This window comes from Parasphingorhabdus sp. (assembly GCF_048269865.1).
Lineage (GTDB): Bacteria > Pseudomonadota > Alphaproteobacteria > Sphingomonadales > Sphingomonadaceae > Parasphingorhabdus.
In genome coordinates this window covers 290,776-308,461 of the sequence record NZ_JBLWUA010000003.1, presented here as the reverse complement: position 1 = coordinate 308,461, position 17,686 = coordinate 290,776, and the positions used below count along the sequence as shown (strand labels likewise).

Annotated in this window: 21 protein-coding genes; 10 read left to right on the top strand and 11 right to left on the bottom strand. The window is 55.0% G+C overall.

The features are described 5' to 3' along the window. Positions 1–32: 32 nt before the first annotated feature. From glmU to ACN0WW_RS05795, 5 genes are all read right to left on the bottom strand, one after another. Positions 33–1,376, bottom strand: a complete 1,344-nt coding sequence (gene glmU / locus ACN0WW_RS05815) for a bifunctional UDP-N-acetylglucosamine diphosphorylase/glucosamine-1-phosphate N-acetyltransferase GlmU (RefSeq protein ID WP_417610338.1) — start codon at positions 1,374–1,376, stop codon at positions 33–35. Positions 1,377–1,497: 121 nt separating this feature from the next. After that, a complete protein-coding gene (locus tag ACN0WW_RS05810; protein ID WP_417610336.1) occupies positions 1,498–2,520 on the bottom strand; it encodes a nucleotidyltransferase family protein in 1,023 nt (340 codons plus the stop codon). Next, on the bottom strand, positions 2,520–3,389 hold the full coding sequence (locus ACN0WW_RS05805) for an HprK-related kinase A (RefSeq protein ID WP_417610334.1): 870 nt from the start codon (positions 3,387–3,389) through the stop codon (positions 2,520–2,522). Before ACN0WW_RS05805 ends, ACN0WW_RS05810 begins: the two co-directional genes overlap by 1 nt. After that, the gene (locus tag ACN0WW_RS05800) at positions 3,389–3,673 is read right to left on the bottom strand and encodes an HPr-rel-A system PqqD family peptide chaperone (protein ID WP_417610332.1); all 285 of its coding nucleotides are present in this window, start codon (positions 3,671–3,673) and stop codon (positions 3,389–3,391) included. The genes ACN0WW_RS05805 and ACN0WW_RS05800 overlap by 1 nt, the downstream gene beginning before the upstream one ends. A gap of 59 nt (positions 3,674–3,732) precedes the next feature. Continuing rightward, complete coding sequence (locus tag ACN0WW_RS05795; RefSeq protein WP_417610330.1) at positions 3,733–4,149, bottom strand: hypothetical protein; 417 nt, start codon at positions 4,147–4,149, stop codon at positions 3,733–3,735. 240 nt (positions 4,150–4,389) lie between these two features. Here ACN0WW_RS05795 and ACN0WW_RS05790 point away from each other — a divergent pair, with 240 nt between their 5' ends. From ACN0WW_RS05790 to phoB, 7 genes are all read left to right on the top strand, one after another. Then, the gene (locus ACN0WW_RS05790; protein ID WP_417610328.1) at positions 4,390–5,661 is read left to right on the top strand and encodes a sensor histidine kinase; all 1,272 of its coding nucleotides are present in this window, start codon (positions 4,390–4,392) and stop codon (positions 5,659–5,661) included. A 182-nt stretch (positions 5,662–5,843) separates the two neighbouring features. Continuing rightward, positions 5,844–6,887 (top strand): substrate-binding domain-containing protein, encoded by a 1,044-nt coding sequence (locus ACN0WW_RS05785; protein ID WP_417610326.1) that lies wholly within the window; start codon positions 5,844–5,846, stop codon positions 6,885–6,887. A gap of 58 nt (positions 6,888–6,945) precedes the next feature. Further along, positions 6,946–8,331: a phosphate ABC transporter permease subunit PstC gene (pstC, locus tag ACN0WW_RS05780; RefSeq protein ID WP_417610324.1), complete on the top strand. Its 1,386-nt coding sequence runs from the start codon at positions 6,946–6,948 to the stop codon at positions 8,329–8,331. Further along, positions 8,324–9,586, top strand: a complete 1,263-nt coding sequence (pstA, locus tag ACN0WW_RS05775; protein ID WP_417610322.1) for a phosphate ABC transporter permease PstA — start codon at positions 8,324–8,326, stop codon at positions 9,584–9,586. The genes pstC and pstA overlap by 8 nt, the downstream gene beginning before the upstream one ends. 52 nt (positions 9,587–9,638) lie before the next feature. After that, complete coding sequence (pstB, locus tag ACN0WW_RS05770; protein ID WP_417610320.1) at positions 9,639–10,436, top strand: phosphate ABC transporter ATP-binding protein PstB; 798 nt, start codon at positions 9,639–9,641, stop codon at positions 10,434–10,436. A 23-nt stretch (positions 10,437–10,459) separates the two neighbouring features. Further along, a complete protein-coding gene (gene phoU, locus ACN0WW_RS05765; RefSeq protein ID WP_417610318.1) occupies positions 10,460–11,191 on the top strand; it encodes a phosphate signaling complex protein PhoU in 732 nt (243 codons plus the stop codon). Continuing rightward, on the top strand, positions 11,191–11,892 hold the full coding sequence (gene phoB, locus ACN0WW_RS05760; protein WP_417610316.1) for a phosphate regulon transcriptional regulator PhoB: 702 nt from the start codon (positions 11,191–11,193) through the stop codon (positions 11,890–11,892). The genes phoU and phoB overlap by 1 nt, the downstream gene beginning before the upstream one ends. Before the next feature lie 41 nt (positions 11,893–11,933). Here the strand turns inward: phoB and ACN0WW_RS05755 are convergent, their stop codons facing one another. Both ACN0WW_RS05755 and epsC read right to left on the bottom strand, forming a co-directional pair. Continuing rightward, positions 11,934–12,287 (bottom strand): DUF2794 domain-containing protein, encoded by a 354-nt coding sequence (locus ACN0WW_RS05755; protein WP_417610504.1) that lies wholly within the window; start codon positions 12,285–12,287, stop codon positions 11,934–11,936. Then, the gene (gene epsC, locus ACN0WW_RS05750) at positions 12,287–12,991 is read right to left on the bottom strand and encodes a serine O-acetyltransferase EpsC (protein WP_417610314.1); all 705 of its coding nucleotides are present in this window, start codon (positions 12,989–12,991) and stop codon (positions 12,287–12,289) included. Before epsC ends, ACN0WW_RS05755 begins: the two co-directional genes overlap by 1 nt. Positions 12,992–13,145: 154 nt before the next feature. Here epsC and ACN0WW_RS05745 point away from each other — a divergent pair, with 154 nt between their 5' ends. Then, entirely contained in the window at positions 13,146–14,069 is a 924-nt protein-coding gene (locus ACN0WW_RS05745; RefSeq protein WP_417610312.1) for a hydrogen peroxide-inducible genes activator, read from the top strand. Here ACN0WW_RS05745 and ACN0WW_RS05740 read toward each other — a convergent pair. The 3 genes from ACN0WW_RS05740 to pgsA are packed head-to-tail and all read right to left on the bottom strand — an operon-like array spanning position 14,066 to position 15,353. Beyond that, the gene (locus tag ACN0WW_RS05740; protein WP_417610310.1) at positions 14,066–14,521 is read right to left on the bottom strand and encodes a molybdenum cofactor biosynthesis protein MoaE; all 456 of its coding nucleotides are present in this window, start codon (positions 14,519–14,521) and stop codon (positions 14,066–14,068) included. The genes ACN0WW_RS05745 and ACN0WW_RS05740 overlap by 4 nt on opposite strands. Then, entirely contained in the window at positions 14,518–14,781 is a 264-nt protein-coding gene (gene moaD, locus ACN0WW_RS05735; RefSeq protein ID WP_417610308.1) for a molybdopterin converting factor subunit 1, read from the bottom strand. The genes ACN0WW_RS05740 and moaD overlap by 4 nt, the downstream gene beginning before the upstream one ends. Continuing rightward, the gene (pgsA, locus tag ACN0WW_RS05730; RefSeq protein WP_417610502.1) at positions 14,781–15,353 is read right to left on the bottom strand and encodes a CDP-diacylglycerol--glycerol-3-phosphate 3-phosphatidyltransferase; all 573 of its coding nucleotides are present in this window, start codon (positions 15,351–15,353) and stop codon (positions 14,781–14,783) included. The genes moaD and pgsA overlap by 1 nt, the downstream gene beginning before the upstream one ends. Positions 15,354–15,527: 174 nt before the next feature. Here pgsA and ACN0WW_RS05725 point away from each other — a divergent pair, with 174 nt between their 5' ends. After that, positions 15,528–16,814, top strand: coding sequence for an MFS transporter (locus ACN0WW_RS05725; protein WP_417610500.1), 1,287 nt, complete (start codon positions 15,528–15,530; stop codon positions 16,812–16,814). A gap of 18 nt (positions 16,815–16,832) precedes the next feature. On the opposite strand, the gene ACN0WW_RS05720 is transcribed toward ACN0WW_RS05725, so the two are convergent. After that, positions 16,833–17,051, bottom strand: a complete 219-nt coding sequence (locus ACN0WW_RS05720) for a hypothetical protein (RefSeq protein ID WP_417610306.1) — start codon at positions 17,049–17,051, stop codon at positions 16,833–16,835. Positions 17,052–17,356: 305 nt separating this feature from the next. Between ACN0WW_RS05720 and ACN0WW_RS05715 the strand changes: the two genes are divergently transcribed. After that, positions 17,357–17,596 (top strand): hypothetical protein, encoded by a 240-nt coding sequence (locus ACN0WW_RS05715; RefSeq protein WP_417610304.1) that lies wholly within the window; start codon positions 17,357–17,359, stop codon positions 17,594–17,596. Positions 17,597–17,686: the final 90 nt, after the last annotated feature.

Here is a 17,686-nt window from a genome sequence, read left to right as displayed (position 1 = left end):
CCATTGGAAGGATAATATCGTTTTCTTCCTGTTCAGCGCTTTTTCTTCAGCATCGCGTCGCGAAATTTGGTCGCCCAACCAGCCTTCGCGGTCTGCTGCGCCCTGACCAGTGCGAGATCACCGGCAGCGACATCCTTGGTGAGCGTGGCCCCTGCCCCGACGATCGCGCCATCTCCGATCGTCACCGGCGCCACCAGCGCGCTGTTGGAGCCAATAAAGGCACCCTTGCCGATGACGGTTTTATATTTGAAATAGCCGTCATAGTTGCAGGTGATGGTACCCGCGCCGATATTGGCGTCCTCCCCGACTTCAGCGTCGCCGAGATAGGTCAGGTGGCTGGCTTTTGCCCCTTTGCCAAGGGTCGCCTTTTTCATTTCAACGAAATTGCCGACCTTGGCCCCTTCTTCCAATATGGCGCCGGGGCGCAGGCGGGCAAAGGGTCCGACGCTGGCGTTGGGGCCAATCGTCGCGCCGGCGATATGGCTATGTCCGAAAATCTTGGCGCCAGAGGCGATTGAAACACCCGGACCGAAAATCACATTAGGCTCAATAACAACATCGGAAGATATCTCGGTGTCGTGCGAGAACCAGACGGTTTCCGGCGCGATCAGGCTGACGCCATCGGCCATGGCCTGCGCGCGTCGGCGAGTCTGCCATGTATTTTCGACCGAAGCCAGTTCAGCCCTGCTGTTTACGCCGGCTACCTCGGCGGGATCGGCGACTTCGATCACCGCACTTTTTTGGCCGGGCAGCATCACGATATCCGGCAGGTAATATTCACCAGCGGCATTGTCATTACTGATCTGGTCCAGCAGAATGAACAGGTCGGTAGAGCGCGCCGCCATCAAGCCGCTGTTGCAAAGGTCGACCCTGCGCTCTGCATCGGTGGCATCTTTATATTCCACCATTTTCTCGATTTCGCCCTGATCATCAGAGATGATACGGCCATAGGCAGCGGCGTCATCGGGACGAAAGCCAAGCACCACGGCTCTCGGATCGGTGCCGTTGTTCAGCCGGAAAATCATATCGCGCATGGTATCGGCGCTGACCATCGGAACGTCACCATAGAGGATAAGGATATCGCCAGCGAAACCGCGCAACGCATCGTGCGCCTGAGCGACTGCGTGGCCGGTGCCGAGTTGATCGTCCTGCACAGCAATCGCGACATCACGGCCTTCAACACTCGCTTCAATCTGCTCACGCCGCGCGCCGACGACGATCACAGTCCGTTCGACGCCGATCGAATCCACCGTATCAAGCAAATGATGCAGCATCGGCTTACCGGCAATCGGGTGCAGGACCTTGTGCGTTTCTGATTTCATTCTCGTGCCTTGTCCTGCGGCCAGGATGATTGCGGCGAGCGGGCGATCGGTCATCGGGATACTCCGGAGAAAATGGTTGGATCAGCGATTTGGACAAGCCAATTGCCGGGACTAATGGCACGCTGGTGGTCCTTAAGCCAGACCGTTTGTGCGGAATTGAGGGGCTTCATACGCCTCACTTTCCGCCCTTGCGCCATTTGGTCCACAAATGTTTGGCGAGCATGAGCGGCGGCATTCGCAGCCAGTGGGAGCGCACGTAAAAAGCGAGGCGCGTGACTTTGCGCGTTTCCCGCCCATATCCATCCCGGGCGAGCAGACGCCGGACATAGAGATGGTCCGGCAGTGCGGTTTTTCCCGCAGAAAGTCTGTTGACCGGGGTGCCGTAGAGGCGCGCGGCCAAGCGCAATGCCCGCTGCTTTTCCGAAGCCAGATCATGAATTTTGGCCCGACCATCCAGCACGTTCCAGAATTCCGCGTCAGCTTCCGAAAATTGTCGGATCAACAGATTAATATCCCACAGGTTGCGCAGCCCCCCGGCCAGATCCCCGTCGGCAAACAGATGGGCAATGGAATGCAACAGCATATCGGCCGGAGCCATGACATGGAGACCATTGTCGAGGGCGGCTGCGCTGTCCAGCATGGCCCGTGCGTCCGGCGTCGGCCTTGCGGTCAGCGGCAGCGTTGTATGATGCACGTCGATCATCCGGTCGCGCTCGCGGTGTATCAGCGGCGGCAATTCGTGCATATAGTCGCGATAATATAGATCGTCATAAGGATCCGGCTTTACCCATTCCCAACCGGCATCCAGCAAGGCCGCTTCGACAATCGGCAAGTCATTGCGCGCGACCATGATGTCGAGATCGCCAATGCTCCGCCCCACCCCGGAGGCGAGATCTGCCGCCACATAAGCGGTACCCTTCATCAGGACGATCTTTCCCGGATAATCAGCCAAAGCCCGGCGCGCGCAGGCGGCTTCCCAAAGCGCCTGCAGACGCGCCAGCTCGTGGGCCTCAATAGCGTCTTGAAGAACCGCCCTGACCCGACTGGGCACCGGTATATCTCTGACGCGGTGGGCCAGCGATCCGATCAGTGACTCCGCGCGCGCGATGCTGATCAAATCCGTCCATTGGCGGCCTGTTAACGCTCGGACGCTGGCTGGTTCACGCAGCGCATCTACCAAAAGGCGTGCATCCTTCATCAAGGCAGTTTGCTCCAGAGACTTTCGATCAGCGATTCTGCCTGCTCTCCGGACTCATAATCCATCGCTTTGGCAGGAACCCGGTCGACAAATCGGGTAAGCGTATCAAAGCCCGCCTCCCCCAGTGCCACATAGTTGGTTGAGGCCTGCGTCAGACGGACAAATACTTCCGACTGGCCCATTTCTCGCAATTCCGGCTTGTGGCCAAAACGGGGAAACAGCAACAATGCCGGTCGAGCGGGATCGTCCATCCGCGCCACAGCCGCTTTCGGCGGGACAAGATGCCGGATGTCGCCTTTTGGGGTGGCTTTCATTTCTGGGCCAAAGCGGTCTTCCGGAACCAGCTGCTGCATCGTTTCGATCGCCCTGTTCTTCAAACTGATCAACCGCGGAAAAGGCACGATTTCGCCGCCATCAAGGCCAAGCAACGCAAATTCATCGCCCATGAAACGCCAGCCTTTTTCGGCAAGCATCGCCGACAGCGTGGATTTGCCGGAACCCGACAAGCCGGTCATGATCAGCGCCTTGCCGTCCTTTTCAACGCTACTGGCATGGAGCAATAAATGCCGCCGCCAGCCAAGTGCCATTTGCAGGTTCATTCCCATTTCGGCCGCCAACAGACCCTGCGCAAGCGGCAAGGGCGCAGCGTCCGGGAGCCAGAAGTCTCCACCAATATGGACCGAAGGCCGGACATGGCGGCGCCAAGGCTTCTCCGGTTCCAGACGAACCGTGAAATCCACGCTATCGTCGGTTGGGGCCGGATAGTCCCGGTACAAGGCCGTAAGCTGATCCAATGGCTGCCGCCATGTCGACGCTATCCGGAACGCAGCGGGTCCGACCTGAAGCAATGTCTGGTGCATCTTTCCCATCAGTGAGATACTCTCGCAACCAATCCCAGATCGAACAGCTCGTTGAGGCGTGCACTGACGACATTTTCAGCGTTCGCACCCGGCTCGATTTCGAATTGCCTGCTCAGACGCTGCGCAATCGCGGCTGCGGTGAGCCAGTCATTGTCCATGACTTCCAGTATCGCCGGAGCGGGCTCGGCAAGCATGTGGGTAATCCCCGAAGGCCGATGAAACAGCAGAGTCATGCTGTCCAGACCGTGCCAGACCAATTCATCCTTCGGCGCTGCCTGGAATTTTAAACTCATGGTGAATTACCTGCGATTCTAATATGACTCGCGCGCTCGATAGCAGGTAAACGTTAATATCAGCGCGGCATTTGCAGCGAGGCGTAGCAGGTAAATCCACTCTGACCGGATTGCAGCCTGCGGATATAATTCACATAGGCTTGGGACTGGTCATAAGACGTGCCGGGAAGCGTCCGGCCGTTCATTGCCCGGCGCACCTCTTCTCCGGTAAAATTACGTCCTGCTGGGGGAAAGGCGCCCGGCGTGTCTGCGGTGACGACTGTGCCGTCCGGGGCGATATATCCGCCCATCGCATTATTGCCCGGCACCGGAATTTCGCAATTGAGGACGGAGCCGGCTGTTTGTGCCAAAGCAGGTTTGATGCTGACCACAGCCGAAGCGGTTACCGCACCCATCATCAAGGCCCGACGGCGAGTCACGATTCCGTTCTTCTGATCAGAATTTACTGACGATTCAGATGGAATATGATCTTTCATCAACGCTCTGTCCCTGTTTGTCCTAACTTCAGATATTGGCACATAGGCAGAAAAGACCAAAAAAGCGAGTAAACAGTCTTCTGGCCCAAACCGCGTCCATTTTCGAGACATAGACACGAAATTCGTTAACAAGGACTGTATATGCCAAGGGGGGACAGATGGCCGTCATGAAATATTCCGATTGCCGACTCTGCCGACCACAGCCTAGATGACCGATATGAAGACGTCAGAATCGCTCCGGTGACCTCGGTTTCCCCTTTTCGGTTGTTTGTGGCTCTGATCGCCATTCTTGCTGGCGCGCTGCTGGCGAGCCAATTGCCGCAGTCAGGACAACAGTTCATCATCATAGTGGCGACCGGGGCCTTCGCGTTGTTCACAGTTCTCCAGGACCGGCCTGCTGCACCGCTGCCAGACCCGGCAACGCTCGAACGGCAACGCAAGCGCATATTATATCAGGGCCGGTCGGAGGCATATCAGGACATCATCAACCCGATCACCGATCCGATACTGCTGATACGCAACGCGAAAGTCGCGGCCGCCAATGCAGCAGCCGCTAAGGTTCTGGGTGACCATATTGTCGGTGAAGATGTCCGCATAGCGATTCGCCACCCTGCCGCGGCCGATCGGCTGGCCAATCCTGACGCCAAGCACAGCGGAGAGCCGATTCTGCTGGTCGGCGTGGGCAGCACCGATCAGCGATGGGAGCTCCGCATCAACACGCTGCAGGACGGTCTCAAGCTGGTCCAGCTGTCAGATCGCAGCAGCCGTTATGCTGCCGAACGGATGCGAACCGATTTTGTTGCTAATGCAAGCCATGAATTGCGCACGCCGCTGGCGGCAATCAAAGGCTTTCTGGAAACTCTGGAAGACCCAAAGGCCGGCAAGGATGATGCGACCCGCGCCCGGTTTCTGAAGATAATGTACAAGGAAGCCGACCGCATGCAGCGGCTGGTCGAGGATCTCATGTCGCTTTCCCGGATCGAAGCGGAAAAGTTTGAGCTGCCGTCTGAACAGATCGACCTGAGCGAACTGGTCGGGGAAGCGCGGGACTTCTACATCAACAGTCGCGGTAAGAAGGAGACCGAGATCCTGGTCAATTTGCCGACCGACATACCGCTAATCCATGGTGATCGAGCGCAATTGTCGCAAGTGGTCAACAATTTGCTGAGCAATGCTTTCAAATATGGAAAGAAAGGTGCGCCGGTCACCATAAATCTGGCGCCCAATAATGCCGGAACCATGTTGTGCCTGGCAATCAATGATCAGGGTGATGGTATTGCGCCTGAGCATCTTCCCAGACTCACCGAACGATTTTACCGTGTGGACAAGGGCCGCAGCAAATCTATTGGCGGAACTGGCCTGGGACTTTCGATCGTCAAGCATATAACCGAGCGCCATGGCGGACGGATGGAGATCTCCAGCACGGTTGGCGTTGGTACAACGGTCTCTGTTTTGCTACCAATTGCCAGCAATTCTCTTGTCAGTCACCTTGGCCCAAATGGATCCATCTAGACCCCAGTCTGAATCACAGTTCGGACGCCAAATCCGGCATCGCGCCTCTTGTCATATAAATGTAATATTTCTGTAATGATCAGGACATTGCCCCTCCCTAGAAGCCACCGCAACGAACCAGCGGATCGGGCCTTGGTTAATTTTTTCCGCAGGTTAAGTGCAGATCAACAGGGAATTTTCCGATGTTAAGACAAATCGCCTTTCTCGCGGCTGCGTCGCTTGCGCTAGCTGCGTGTCAGGATCAGGCTTCCGGGGGTCAAAGCGGCACCAGGAGCGAAATTCGTATTGTCGGATCGTCGACTGTTTTCCCGTTTGCCAAAGCTGTCGCTGAGCAATTCAGTGTTAACGGATCCAATCCCTCTCCGATATTGGAATCGACCGGCACGGGTGGCGGGATGAATCTGTTCTGCGCCGGCGTAGGCGCGAATACGCCGGACATCGAAAACGCATCGCGCCGGATAAAGGCGTCAGAATTAGAACTGTGTCAAAGCAACGGTGTGACCGACGTCGTTGAAGTGCAAATCGGCATAGATGGTATCGCGATCGCACAGGCCAACAACGGACCGTCTTTCTCTTTGACGCCTGTTCAGATTTACAAAGCCATCGCGGAACGGCCGTTTGGCAAAGAGAACAAAGCCAAAAACTGGTCCGATATTGATCCGTCTTTGCCGAATTTTGCGATCAATGTTTATGGCCCACCGTCAACCTCAGGCACGCGCGATGCGCTGACGGAGCTGATCATGGAAGTTGGCTGTATAACGGACCCCGAAACGAAGGCGCTGAAAGAGAGCAACAAGACGGAATTCGATGCAATTTGTCATGAGGTCAGAGCGGATGGCGCCTATGTCGATGCCGGCGAAAATGACAATTTGATTGTTCAAAAGTTGAAAGCCAACCCGAACAGTATCGGCATCTTCGGTTACAGCTTTCTGGAAGAGAATTTGGACAGTGTTCGCGGAATCCCCGTCTCCGGCGTAAATCCCAGCTACGAGGCCATTGCATCGGGAGAATATCCCGGCGCCAGACCGCTATATATCTATGTCAAAAAGCAGCATGTCGGGGTGATCCCCGGGCTGAAGGAATATGTGCTGGAATTCGTCAACGCAGGCACAGCAGACGGTTATCTGGTGAAAGCGGGTTTGATTGCCGCGCCCGATGACGTACGTGAAAATATGTTGGAGGTTGTCAATAATATGACACCTCTTTCGATTAGCGAACTCAAATAAGCGGGCTTCGGCGCGTGTACCAAGCAGATGATTTTGATACGGGGCGAAAATTGATATTGTGACAGGTTCGACGCTTCTTTTTCTCGTCATTGGCCTTGGGCTAGTTGCTTGGTTTTTTGGTCGGCTCAGAGCAGCCGGGATGCAAACCGGCGACAAGCATGCCCGATCGGTGCTTCATTCCCTGCCCAATTATCACGGCTGGTATGTTGCCCTGTGGGCGATCCTTCCGGCCCTTCTTTTTCTAACGGTCTGGAGTTTTGTGAGCCCGGCATTGATCACTGATGCAGCGCTGACCAGCCCTGCGGCGGCGCAATTGCCGCAAGACGGCTTTGCCCGGGCAGCCATTCTGTCCGAAGCACGGGCGATCGCCATGGGCAATCAGGTCAACGCATTTAATCCGCTCTCGCAGACGATGGTCGAACCATATCGTGACGCGATCAACTATTACCAGATGATCGGTTCGATCGCTGCGCTGCTGCTGGTTTTTGCGTGCGGCGTCTACGCGTGGCTGCAGATCAAGCCTGATCTGCGAGCGCGCACCAAGATTGAGCGAGTCACGATGCTGATCTTGCTGCTGGCGTCGCTGATTGCCATCATCACGACGGTTGGCATTTTCTTGTCGCTGGTATTTGAATCGGTCCGGTTCTTTTCCATGGTGTCGCCAATCGATTTTCTGTTCGGAACTGAATGGAATCCGAAAGCCGTAGCGGGACCAAGGGGTGAGACCGGATTTGGTGCGATCCCGCTCTTCTGGGGAACGGTGTTTATCGGTGCCATTATCGCAATGATTGTCGCGATCCCGCTCGGCCTGATGAGCGCGATCTATCTTACCCAATATGCGCCGGCCAAATTTCGATCCTGGATGAAACCGATATTGGAGGTGCTCGCTGGGGTACCAACGGTGGTCTATGGCTATTTCGCCGCCCTTACCGTCGCCCCCGCCCTCCGTGATTTTGCGGTCTCGATCGGCATTTCCAATGCCTCTTCGGAATCCGCGCTGGCGGCTGGTGCGGTCATGGGGATCATGATCATTCCGTTTGTTTCATCAATGGCCGATGACAGTATCGCATCGGTACCAAGCTCAATGCGTGATGGCTCGCTGGCGATGGGTGCCACCCAGAGTGAAACGATCAAGAAGGTGCTGATCCCGGCCGCTTTGCCGGGGGTTGTCGGTGGCGTTTTGCTCGCTGTCAGCCGCGCGATTGGCGAAACGATGATCGTGGTGATGGCGGCCGGCCTTGCTGCCAACATGACCGCCAATCCGTTTTCCAGTGTTACCACCGTCACCACCCAGATCGTCCAGCTTTTGACCGGCGATCAGGAATTTGACAGCCCGAAAACACTTGCTGCCTTTGCCCTGGGTCTCGTCCTTTTCATCGTGACCTTGCTGCTCAATCTGATCGCCTTGCGCGTCGTCAAAAAATACCGGGAAGCATATGAATAGTCTCACCGAAACTGACCGCACTCCGACGGACTGGCAAAGCACGGCAATGCAGAAACGCATTGCCGGACGCTATGCCGCAGAGCGGCGCTTCAAGGCGATGGGCATTGCCGCGATCGTGCTGTCTGCTGGCTTTCTGGCGTTTTTGCTGATCGTCATGGTCGGCAACGGATTTCGCGGATTTACGCAGACGGAACTGCCCGTAGAAATCGATTTCCCGGCGGTGACAAGCGGTGCGTCTCCGAGCCAGTTCGAAGGACCCAATGCGCAAGCCAATATTCAGGCCATGGGGTTACGCGATATCGTCGATAGCAGCATAGAAATCCAATATGGCAAAGACGGTGCCGACCTTTTTTCAGCGGGAGCCTGGACCGCAGTCGGCTCGATGATTCTCGATAACCCTGATCTGGTCTCCCAGAAAACCACGGTATATCTGCCCGTGTCATCAGAACTGGACGTCGCCTACAAGGACGAAGGTAATCCGGAGGCCGAACAGATAGTCAAGGAATTGAAGGGCCAGTTCTCTACCGGTTTCAACTGGAATTTCCTCAGCAACTCGGACGCGACGGACCCCATGCAAGTCGGTATTTGGGGGGCGTTCAAAGGCTCTTTGATAACGATGATCGTGACATTGATGCTGGCCTTTCCGGTTGGTGTGCTGGCGGCTCTGTATCTCGAGGAATATGCACCGAAGAACCGCCTGACGGACCTCATCGAGGTTTCGATCAACAATCTCGCGGCTGTGCCTTCGATCATTTTTGGCTTGCTCGGCCTGGCGGTGTTTCTGAACTTCTTCGGCATGCCGCGGTCCGGCGCTCTGGTCGGCGGCTTGACGCTTGCCTTGATGACCATGCCGGTGATCGTCATTTCCGGGCGCAATGCCGTAAAGTCCGTACCGCCTTCGATCCGGGAAGCAGCGCTGGGCATCGGGGCAAGCCCGCTGCAGGTTGTTTTTCATCATGTGCTACCCTTGGCACTGCCCGGCATATTGACTGGTACGATTATCGGAATGGCAAGAGCCCTGGGCGAAACGGCGCCATTGCTGATGATCGGCATGCGCGCGTTTATCGCCACGCCGCCAAGCGGGATCACAGACCCCGCTACGGTCCTGCCGGTCCAGATATTTCTATGGTCTGACGAAGTCGATAGAGGTTTCGTCGAGAAAACGTCTGCGGCCATCATTGTACTTTTGTTGTTTCTGCTGATCATGAATGCTCTGGCGATTTACCTGCGCAACCGGTTTGAGACCCGCTGGTAAAGGCCCGATGGATGACACAGAGAAAATACTCGAACCGAGCGAAAGCGTGAATATGACAAATTCTGCCAAAACAGGCATGACCACCGATAGCGGGTCACCAAAAATGACGGCGCGCAACGTCAATGTTTTCTACGGTGACAAACAGGCGATCAACGATGTCTCGATTGACGTCAACATGGACAATGTCACCGCATTTATCGGACCATCCGGATGTGGCAAGTCGACATTTTTGCGCTGCATGAATCGGATGAATGATACCATTCCGATTGCCCGTGTCACCGGCGATATCACGCTGGAGGGTGAAGATATCTACGCGCCGAAAATGGATGTTGTCCAATTGCGGGCTCGGGTCGGCATGGTCTTTCAAAAGCCCAATCCCTTCCCGAAATCAATCTACGACAATATCGCCTACGGCCCCCGTATCCACGGTCTGGCTACCGGCAAGGAAGAATTGGACGAAATTGTCGAATCCTCCCTGCAGCGCGCTGGCCTCTGGGGCGAGGTCAAAGACCGGCTGCAGGACAGCGGGACGGCGCTGTCAGGCGGCCAGCAGCAACGCCTGTGCATCGCCCGGGCGATTGCAGTCGATCCGGAGGTGATCCTGATGGATGAGCCCTGCTCTGCCCTTGACCCGATCGCAACCGCAAAGATCGAAGAACTAATTCACGAACTGCGCGGCAAATATGCTATAGTGATCGTCACGCACAATATGCAGCAAGCCGCGCGCGTTTCTCAAAAAACCGCATTTTTCCATCTCGGTACGCTGGTGGAATATGGCGATACGACAGATATTTTCACCAATCCGCGCGAAGAAAAGACGCGGGATTATATTACAGGTCGCTACGGCTAACTTATCGATGATTAGGAATAACCATGGTCAATAGTGGCACAGAACATACCGTAAAAGCGTTTGATTCAGACATCAACGAATTGCGCGGTATGGTGGCAGAAATCGGAGGCCGCAGCGAGCAGGCGATTGCCAAAGCCATGCGGGCGCTGGAAAATAGCGATCTTGACCTTGCGGCAGAGGTGGTCCGGGAAGACAAGTTGATCGACGAGCTTGAAAAGCGGATCGATGATTTGACCTTTCAGACGATTGCGCTGCGCGCGCCGATGGCCGATGACCTCAGGGAATTGATCGCGACGTTCAAGATCTCGGGCGTGGTTGAGCGGATCGGCGACTACGCAAAGAATATCGCGAAACGGGTACCACTGGTTACCCAGACCCACCGGCTGCGGCCAATTTCGCTGCTGCCTTCGATGTCGAAAATCGCCAGTGAACTGGTCCGGGATTCGCTTGACGCTTTTGCCCGCAGAGATGCTGAACTGGCGATGGAAGTGAACCGGCGCGATCAAATTGTCGATGATTTCTACAACAGCATCTTCCGTGCCGTTATCACCCATATGATCGAAAATCCGAAAGATATCGGCGAAGCTGCGCATCTGCTGTTTATCGCCAAAAATCTGGAACGGATCGGGGACCATGCGACCAATGTCGCCGAAATGGTGTATTTCGCGGCGACTGGTGAACCGATGCCGGAGCGTACCCGTGGGGAAAGCCCGACGACGCCACAGAATGACACATCACGCGATGAGGCCGACTGATGGTAAATGCTAAATTATTGCTCGTCGAAGACGATGCGGCGCTGGCGGAGCTCCTGAGCTGGAACTTCAAAAAAGAAGAATATGACGTGATCCACACCCCGGATGGCGAGGAAGCGCTGCTGCTGGTTCAGGAACATCGTCCTGACGTCATCCTGCTTGACTGGATGCTCGAGAGTCTGTCCGGCATCGAGGTATGCCGCCGCCTCCGCCGATCGTCGGAAACCGCGAATATTCCGATCATCATGCTGACCGCCCGCGGGGAAGAGGAAGACAAGATTCGCGGCCTCGAAACCGGCGCGGACGACTATATTACAAAACCATTCAGCCCCCGGGAACTGATCGCTCGGGTAAAGGCTGTGCTGCGCCGGGTACGGCCTGCTCTCGCCGGCGAAAAGCTGACTTTTGGTGACCTGGAAATGGATACCGTCGGGCACAAGGTCAAACGAGACGGCGATACCATCCCGCTGGGACCCACCGAATTCCGGCTGCTCCGCCATTTTCTGGAACATCCCAACTGGGTGTTCTCACGCGAACGGCTGCTCGATAGCGTTTGGGGACAGGACAGCGATATCGAATTGCGCACCGTTGACGTCCATATTCGCCGGCTCCGGAAAGCTCTGAATGCCAATGGCCGGTCCGACATCATCCGTACGGTCCGTTCGGCTGGCTACGCACTCGATACGGATGCGGCGGAGAATTAGACTTTTGGGTTTGTTTTAATGAAATAATACAACCAAATCGGTTATTCTGACACCAGTTTCACGAGTTTGCGCTCGACCGGTGCCAGCACACCGGATAGATCATGGCCGCGCTTCAATATCTGGCCCTGTTCGCCGCGGAGAGACCACATGCCCTGGCGGTTGCGCTCCGAGGGCCGTTTCTCGATGCGGATCTGGGGGCGTTCGGACGCACGGCGAAAGGCCGCAAATATTGCGACATCGCGGCGCATATCCATCGCATAGTCTTTCCAGTGTCCGGCAGCGACCATGCGCCCGTATAAATTGAGTATGCGATCCAGCTCCCGCCTTTCGAAGCCCACTTGTGATGGTGCGCCTCGCTGCGGGAAGTCAGCAATGTTCGACCCGGTAAACCGCATCAAGCGCTATCACGTCCCTTGGCGTCGACGGACTCATCGTCGCCGTTACGCTCCTTGGCCAAGGCGGCGATACGTTTCTGCAATTGCTCCATCTCGCATTGCAATATTTCCAGCTTTTGCGTCGACGGGTCAAAAATCTCGCTGCACGGGGTACCGTAGGGCACAAAATCTTTTTGGTAATCTTTGGCTTCGACCAGGGTCGGCCGGGCGCGGACGCCGACCATTGTTGCCCCTTCCGGAACATTCTGGGTAACGACCGCATTGGCGCCTACGCGCGCCCGTTTGCCGACCGTGATCGGGCCGAGCACCTGAGCGCCGGATCCGAGAATGACATCATCCTCGATGGTCGGATGTCGCTTGCCGCCGACGCCGTTGGCCGGATTGGTCCCACCGAGCGTTACACATTGATAGATCGTTACATTGTCACCAATGTCAGCGGTCTCACCAATAACTGTAAAACCATGGTCGATGAACAGATGCCGCCCGATCTTGGCGCCGGGATGAATATCAATGGCGGTGAAAAATCTGGCAATATGATTGATCAGGCGGGCGAAGAAAAACAGCTCGCCTTTGAAAAGCCAATGCGCCAGTCGATGCAGGCCCAACGCCAGAACACCCGGATAGAGCAATACTTCCCAGCGCGATCGCGGTGCCGGATCGCGGGCTTTGATAGAGTCCAGATATGCGCCCAGTTCCCGAAACATGTACTTCCTCCGGATGTTGCGAAGCTACTAAACTAGGCACGGCAACGCCGCTTTTCCAGTTATTTCTTGGGGGCGAAATCGGGCTATGCTTTAAAAAGACAGGCTTTATCACTATAGTAGATCATTATAACCAAACTGATCGAGAGAATCGATAATGTCCACGTATCTACCTACCCTGAAACAGCTGCAATATCTGGTCGCACTAAAAGAGCATGGCCATTTCGGCAAAGCGGCAGAGTCCTGCTTCGTAACCCAGTCAACATTGTCAGCGGGTATCAAGGAACTCGAAGCCTTGCTGGACATCGTTTTGGTCGAACGAACGCGCCGCGTGGTCCGGTTCACTGACCTAGGCAATCAGATGGTGGAGAAAGCCTATCGCATCCTGCGAGAGGCGGAAGAGCTGTCTGAGATGGCGAGATCTGCCGGAAAGCCACTGTCCGGAGATATACGGATGAGCGTTATTCCGACCATCGCACCATTTCTGTTGCCCCGGCTATTGCCTCAGCTGCGCAAGGAGCGACCGGAGCTGAAGCTTTATCTGAAGGAAGAAACAAGCCAGGCGGCGTGCGATTCCCTGCATCATGGCCACGCGGATTGTGTGCTGCTGGCGCAACCCTTCCCCTGCGGAGACGTCGAGTCGGAAATATTGTTCAGCGACGAAATACTAGTGGCCTTTCCGAAGGATGATCCGCGCGACCCTCCGGTGGAAGTTGATCCGGCGCATATCGATGAAACCCAGTTGCTGCTCCTTGAGGACGGCCATTGTCTGAAAGACCATGCGCTAGCAGCCTGCAACCGCCCGGAATTAAGAGCTTCCGCCCGAATGATGGGGACTTCGCTGCATACGCTAGTGCAGATGGTCGATAATGGACTGGGCCTTACCCTCTTGCCGAAAATGGCGATCGAAAGCGGGATATTAAACTATACCGACATTGTCGCCAGACCGCTGAAATCGGATCGTGCGACGCGCGATATTGCGCTGGTATGGCGCAAGAACAGCCCGCGCCGAAGCGAATTTCAACTGCTGGCAGAAATCATGAAGGGCGCGCAGAACTGGGCGTCAAAAGCCCACGACTAGGTCTTCTGCTTTTGATCCCATTGATTCGAAGCTTCGATATCCGATGCGCGTTCTTCTATCCATTTCTCTGCCCCGTCGACCCTGGTTTCCTTTTTCCAGAAAGGGGCAACCGTTTTCAACTTGTCCATGATGAAGGAACAGGCATCGATTGCGGCCTGGCGATGATCGGATCCGGCTATGACCATCACAATATTTTCGCCCACGGCCAACTTGCCAACCCGATGGATAATGGTGACCGCGTGGAGCTCCCATTGAGAAGACGCGTTTTCCGCGATCTCCAGGAGCGCTTTTTGCGTCATAGCCGGATAATGTTCCAGCTCCAGTGACGCCAGATTTCCGTCATCCCGCACCTGGCCGACAAAGCTGGCGATGGCGCCGCCGCCCTGCCCTGCGACTTTCAGCGTCTCTGCGCCGATATCAAAATCCTCTGGACCGACCTCAATATTGATCATCCGCCAGTCACCGGCGGAAAAATGGCCAGCTCCTTCGCTGAACCGATCGAGGATGTGCTGAGGCCGTAATCCTGATCGAGAGCGAAGCGCAATTTTTCAAAATCGGCGAAAATCTCGGCATAGCGGTCATCCCGCTCGGCGAGCATAGCCAACACATCGGCAATGCTTTCGATCTCGTCGTCCAGTTCAACCTGTTCCTGGTCGATGCCCAAGCGTTCCCGCACCCATGCGAAATATACTATGTTGATCGAACGAGCCATCAGTCCATGTGCTTCAAGCCGACTCGAAGATAATCCCAGCCAGTGATCAAGGTCAGGATCGCCGCCGCCCATAGCGTCCACAAACCGACCGTCTCAACCATCGGCCAATGCGGCACGCCACCGGCCAATATCAGGGCACCAAGGGAGATCATCTGAAAACCGGTCTTCCATTTTGCCAATTGAGATACCGGTACGCTGACCTGCAGACCGGCGAGGAATTCCCGGAGGCCGGAGACCATGATTTCGCGCAACAGAATGATGATCGCCGCAATCGCGTTCCACCCATTGATATCTCTGGTAAAAATCAGCATCAATACAACCGCCGCGACCATTATTTTGTCGGCGATTGGATCCAGAAAAATACCGAGTTTCGAAACCGTGCCTTGCGTTCTGGCGAGATAGCCGTCGAAATAATCCGTGACCGCCATCAGGCAGTAGAGGCCGAAAGTGAGTAAATAATCAATTGGTAACGGTTGTAAATGCAACGGATCAAAGTTCGGCCACAGCAGAAAAACCAGAATCGGCACCGCAAATATCCGCGAGAGTGTCAAAATGTTTGGCAAATTCAGCATCGCGGCCTTCGCATAAACGGATTTCGCCAGAATGAAAATTGATTCAGCCATTTAATGGACGAATTCATGGCCATTGACCGCGTCGAGCCGTTGGTAGTCGTGTTGACGCTGGAGTGGAAAGGACTAAAGATGACAGGAAGCCCTTCTTTCCGCTCGAACAGAGATTTTCACTTTATGCAAAATACGGCGCATTTGTTGCGGACACGAAGGTTTTTGCCACTCTTCCTCACGCAGCTACTGGGGGCTTTTAACGACAATCTCTTCAAATTTTCTATGGTCATCCTGGTGACCTATGGAATTTACGAGAGCGAATCCGAAGATTTTGTATTCAATGCCGTTGCTTCCGGGCTCTTCATTCTTCCGTTCTTTTTGTTTTCGTCTTTAGCCGGCCAACTCGCGGACAATTATGACAAGGCGCGGATCACGCGACTCGTTAAAACACTGGAAATTTTCATCGCCGCAATCGGCGGGGTCGGGCTTTGGCTGCATAATATTCCCGTCATGCTGACCGCATTATTTCTTCTGGGACTGCAGTCGACTTTTTTCGGTCCGATCAAATATGCCGTTCTGCCTCAGCATTTGGAGGAAGATGAAGTGCTCGCAGGGACCGGACTCGTTGAAGCCGGCACATATATAGCCATTCTCGCAGGCACGATCCTCGGTGGCATCATCATCGACCGCAATGGAAATGGAGTCGAGATCGCGGTCGTTACGGTTTTTCTGGTTGCACTGGTGGGCCGTATCGCTGCCCAGTTCATGCCGCCTGCACCAGCGCAAAAAGAAGTGGAGAAAATCGATTTTAATTTCATCCGCTCGTCGATCCGTCTGATCTCAGCGACTTTGCATGTTCGCCGGCTCTACCTCGCGATCATCGCCATCAGCTTTTTCTGGACCATCGGGTCAGTGTTGATCATTCAATTTCCACCTCTGGTCGAAAATGTCCTGACTGCCGCGCCCCAGGTTGCCAGTCTCTTTCTCGGCGTATTCTCGGTCGGGATCGCGATCGGCTCGATCCTGGTCAATAGCCTGCTCAAAAGCCAGGTCTCGGCGCGGTTTGCCCCCGCAAGCGTTATCATTATGGGCGTATTTGTGCTCATCCTCTACTTCATTGCCAGAAGCTGGGAAGGTCTGCCGGACGGCGATCTTTACACGTTGCAGACTTTCATTGTCCACGATGGTTCCTGGGCGCTGCTGGGTACGCTAGGCGGTGTTGCCATTTTTGGCGGGATGTTTGTGGTTCCGCTATATGCCTTTCTTACCACGACCGTTGATATCAGTCAGACAGCTCGGACTATTGCGGCGAATAATGTCGTGAATTCCGGCTGTATGGTTCTCGGAGCCTTGGTTGCCCTCGGGCTCAGCATGCTAGGCGTGTCTACGACCGAGCAGTTGCTGCTCGTTGCAGCTATGTGCCTGGTATCGGCATGGCTCGGCCTGCAGCTCCACCGCGCCTGTGACTGATGCACTTTAAGCGTTCTATCAAAAAATGAACATGTAGAAGGCGGTAAAGAAGGCGAGAAAGCTTAACAGGAACAGGCTTACATCTTCTCCCATTCCTTTTTTGTCCGCTGTCTCACGGAGCTCCAATTCGCGTTTTTCTGCGGCGACCTGCGATATATCGATCGGCAGGCTCTGGCGAAAAGGATGCTGCATGTTTCTGCTGCGCAGCGTCAGCGGGCTCAATGTTTCGTTGTCCATACCGATTGGTTAACAATTTGTTATCCATGATTGCCAGCAGCAATTCCGGCCCGATGGTTAACGTCTTGAATCGGAACACCTCGAAAAAAAGAGGAAGGCCGAAGCCGCAAACGCCCGACAAGCGAGGCCGGTCAGCGCCAGTCATGCCAATCGATTAATATTAAGGAAAAACAGTAATATGTGCTCTGTTTGCAACTCAGCGCAAATAATACAATATTGAACCATAAGATTGTTGATTTCACCGACCTGCTATGTCAGAGACTGTTTTGTATTGAATGAGATGCGAAACCCTGAAGGAGCAAATTATGCGTTTCGGTAAAATTGGATTGGCTGCAGCAGCAGCCGCGTCGCTCGTAAGCGCACCGGTATTGGCACAGGCTGCACAGCCTGTTTCGTCCGTTGCACGGACCAGCGCAACTGTCGAAGGCGAAAATGACGTCGAAGGCGGATCGGGCATCATCGTCGCGATCCTCGCTGCAGCAGCAGTTATTGGTGGCATCATTATCGCAGCCGACGGCAGCGAAGACACACCAACTTCCCCCTGAATTAATTCAGGTATAGAATTTTAGAAATGGCGGCCTTTGGTCGCCATTTTTTTTGCCTGCTGGATTCCAGGGATTTGGACCGTCGAAAAG

Bases quoted from the DNA above. Each gene is read 5' to 3' on its own strand.
- ACN0WW_RS05745 (WP_417610312.1), top strand. From the start codon at position 13,146: ATGTCCACGTATCTACCTACCCTGAAACAGCTGCAATATCTGGTCGCA.
- pgsA (WP_417610502.1), bottom strand. From the start codon at position 15,353: ATGCTGAATTTGCCAAACATTTTGACACTCTCGCGGATATTTGCGGTG.
- ACN0WW_RS05810 (WP_417610336.1), bottom strand. From the start codon at position 2,520: ATGAAGGATGCACGCCTTTTGGTAGATGCGCTGCGTGAACCAGCCAGC.
- ACN0WW_RS05805 (WP_417610334.1), bottom strand. From the start codon at position 3,389: ATGGGAAAGATGCACCAGACATTGCTTCAGGTCGGACCCGCTGCGTTC.
- epsC (WP_417610314.1), bottom strand. From the start codon at position 12,991: ATGTTTCGGGAACTGGGCGCATATCTGGACTCTATCAAAGCCCGCGAT.
- ACN0WW_RS05740 (WP_417610310.1), bottom strand. From the start codon at position 14,521: ATGATCAATATTGAGGTCGGTCCAGAGGATTTTGATATCGGCGCAGAG.
- moaD (WP_417610308.1), bottom strand. From the start codon at position 14,781: ATGGCTCGTTCGATCAACATAGTATATTTCGCATGGGTGCGGGAACGC.
- phoU (WP_417610318.1), top strand. From the start codon at position 10,460: ATGGTCAATAGTGGCACAGAACATACCGTAAAAGCGTTTGATTCAGAC.
- glmU (WP_417610338.1), bottom strand. From the start codon at position 1,376: ATGACCGATCGCCCGCTCGCCGCAATCATCCTGGCCGCAGGACAAGGC.
- ACN0WW_RS05755 (WP_417610504.1), bottom strand. From the start codon at position 12,287: ATGCGGTTTACCGGGTCGAACATTGCTGACTTCCCGCAGCGAGGCGCA.
- ACN0WW_RS05725 (WP_417610500.1), top strand. From the start codon at position 15,528: ATGCAAAATACGGCGCATTTGTTGCGGACACGAAGGTTTTTGCCACTC.
- phoB (WP_417610316.1), top strand. From the start codon at position 11,191: ATGGTAAATGCTAAATTATTGCTCGTCGAAGACGATGCGGCGCTGGCG.
- pstB (WP_417610320.1), top strand. From the start codon at position 9,639: ATGACAAATTCTGCCAAAACAGGCATGACCACCGATAGCGGGTCACCA.
- pstA (WP_417610322.1), top strand. From the start codon at position 8,324: ATGAATAGTCTCACCGAAACTGACCGCACTCCGACGGACTGGCAAAGC.
- ACN0WW_RS05715 (WP_417610304.1), top strand. From the start codon at position 17,357: ATGCGTTTCGGTAAAATTGGATTGGCTGCAGCAGCAGCCGCGTCGCTC.
- ACN0WW_RS05795 (WP_417610330.1), bottom strand. From the start codon at position 4,149: ATGAAAGATCATATTCCATCTGAATCGTCAGTAAATTCTGATCAGAAG.
- ACN0WW_RS05800 (WP_417610332.1), bottom strand. From the start codon at position 3,673: ATGAGTTTAAAATTCCAGGCAGCGCCGAAGGATGAATTGGTCTGGCAC.
- ACN0WW_RS05785 (WP_417610326.1), top strand. From the start codon at position 5,844: ATGTTAAGACAAATCGCCTTTCTCGCGGCTGCGTCGCTTGCGCTAGCT.
- ACN0WW_RS05720 (WP_417610306.1), bottom strand. From the start codon at position 17,051: ATGGACAACGAAACATTGAGCCCGCTGACGCTGCGCAGCAGAAACATG.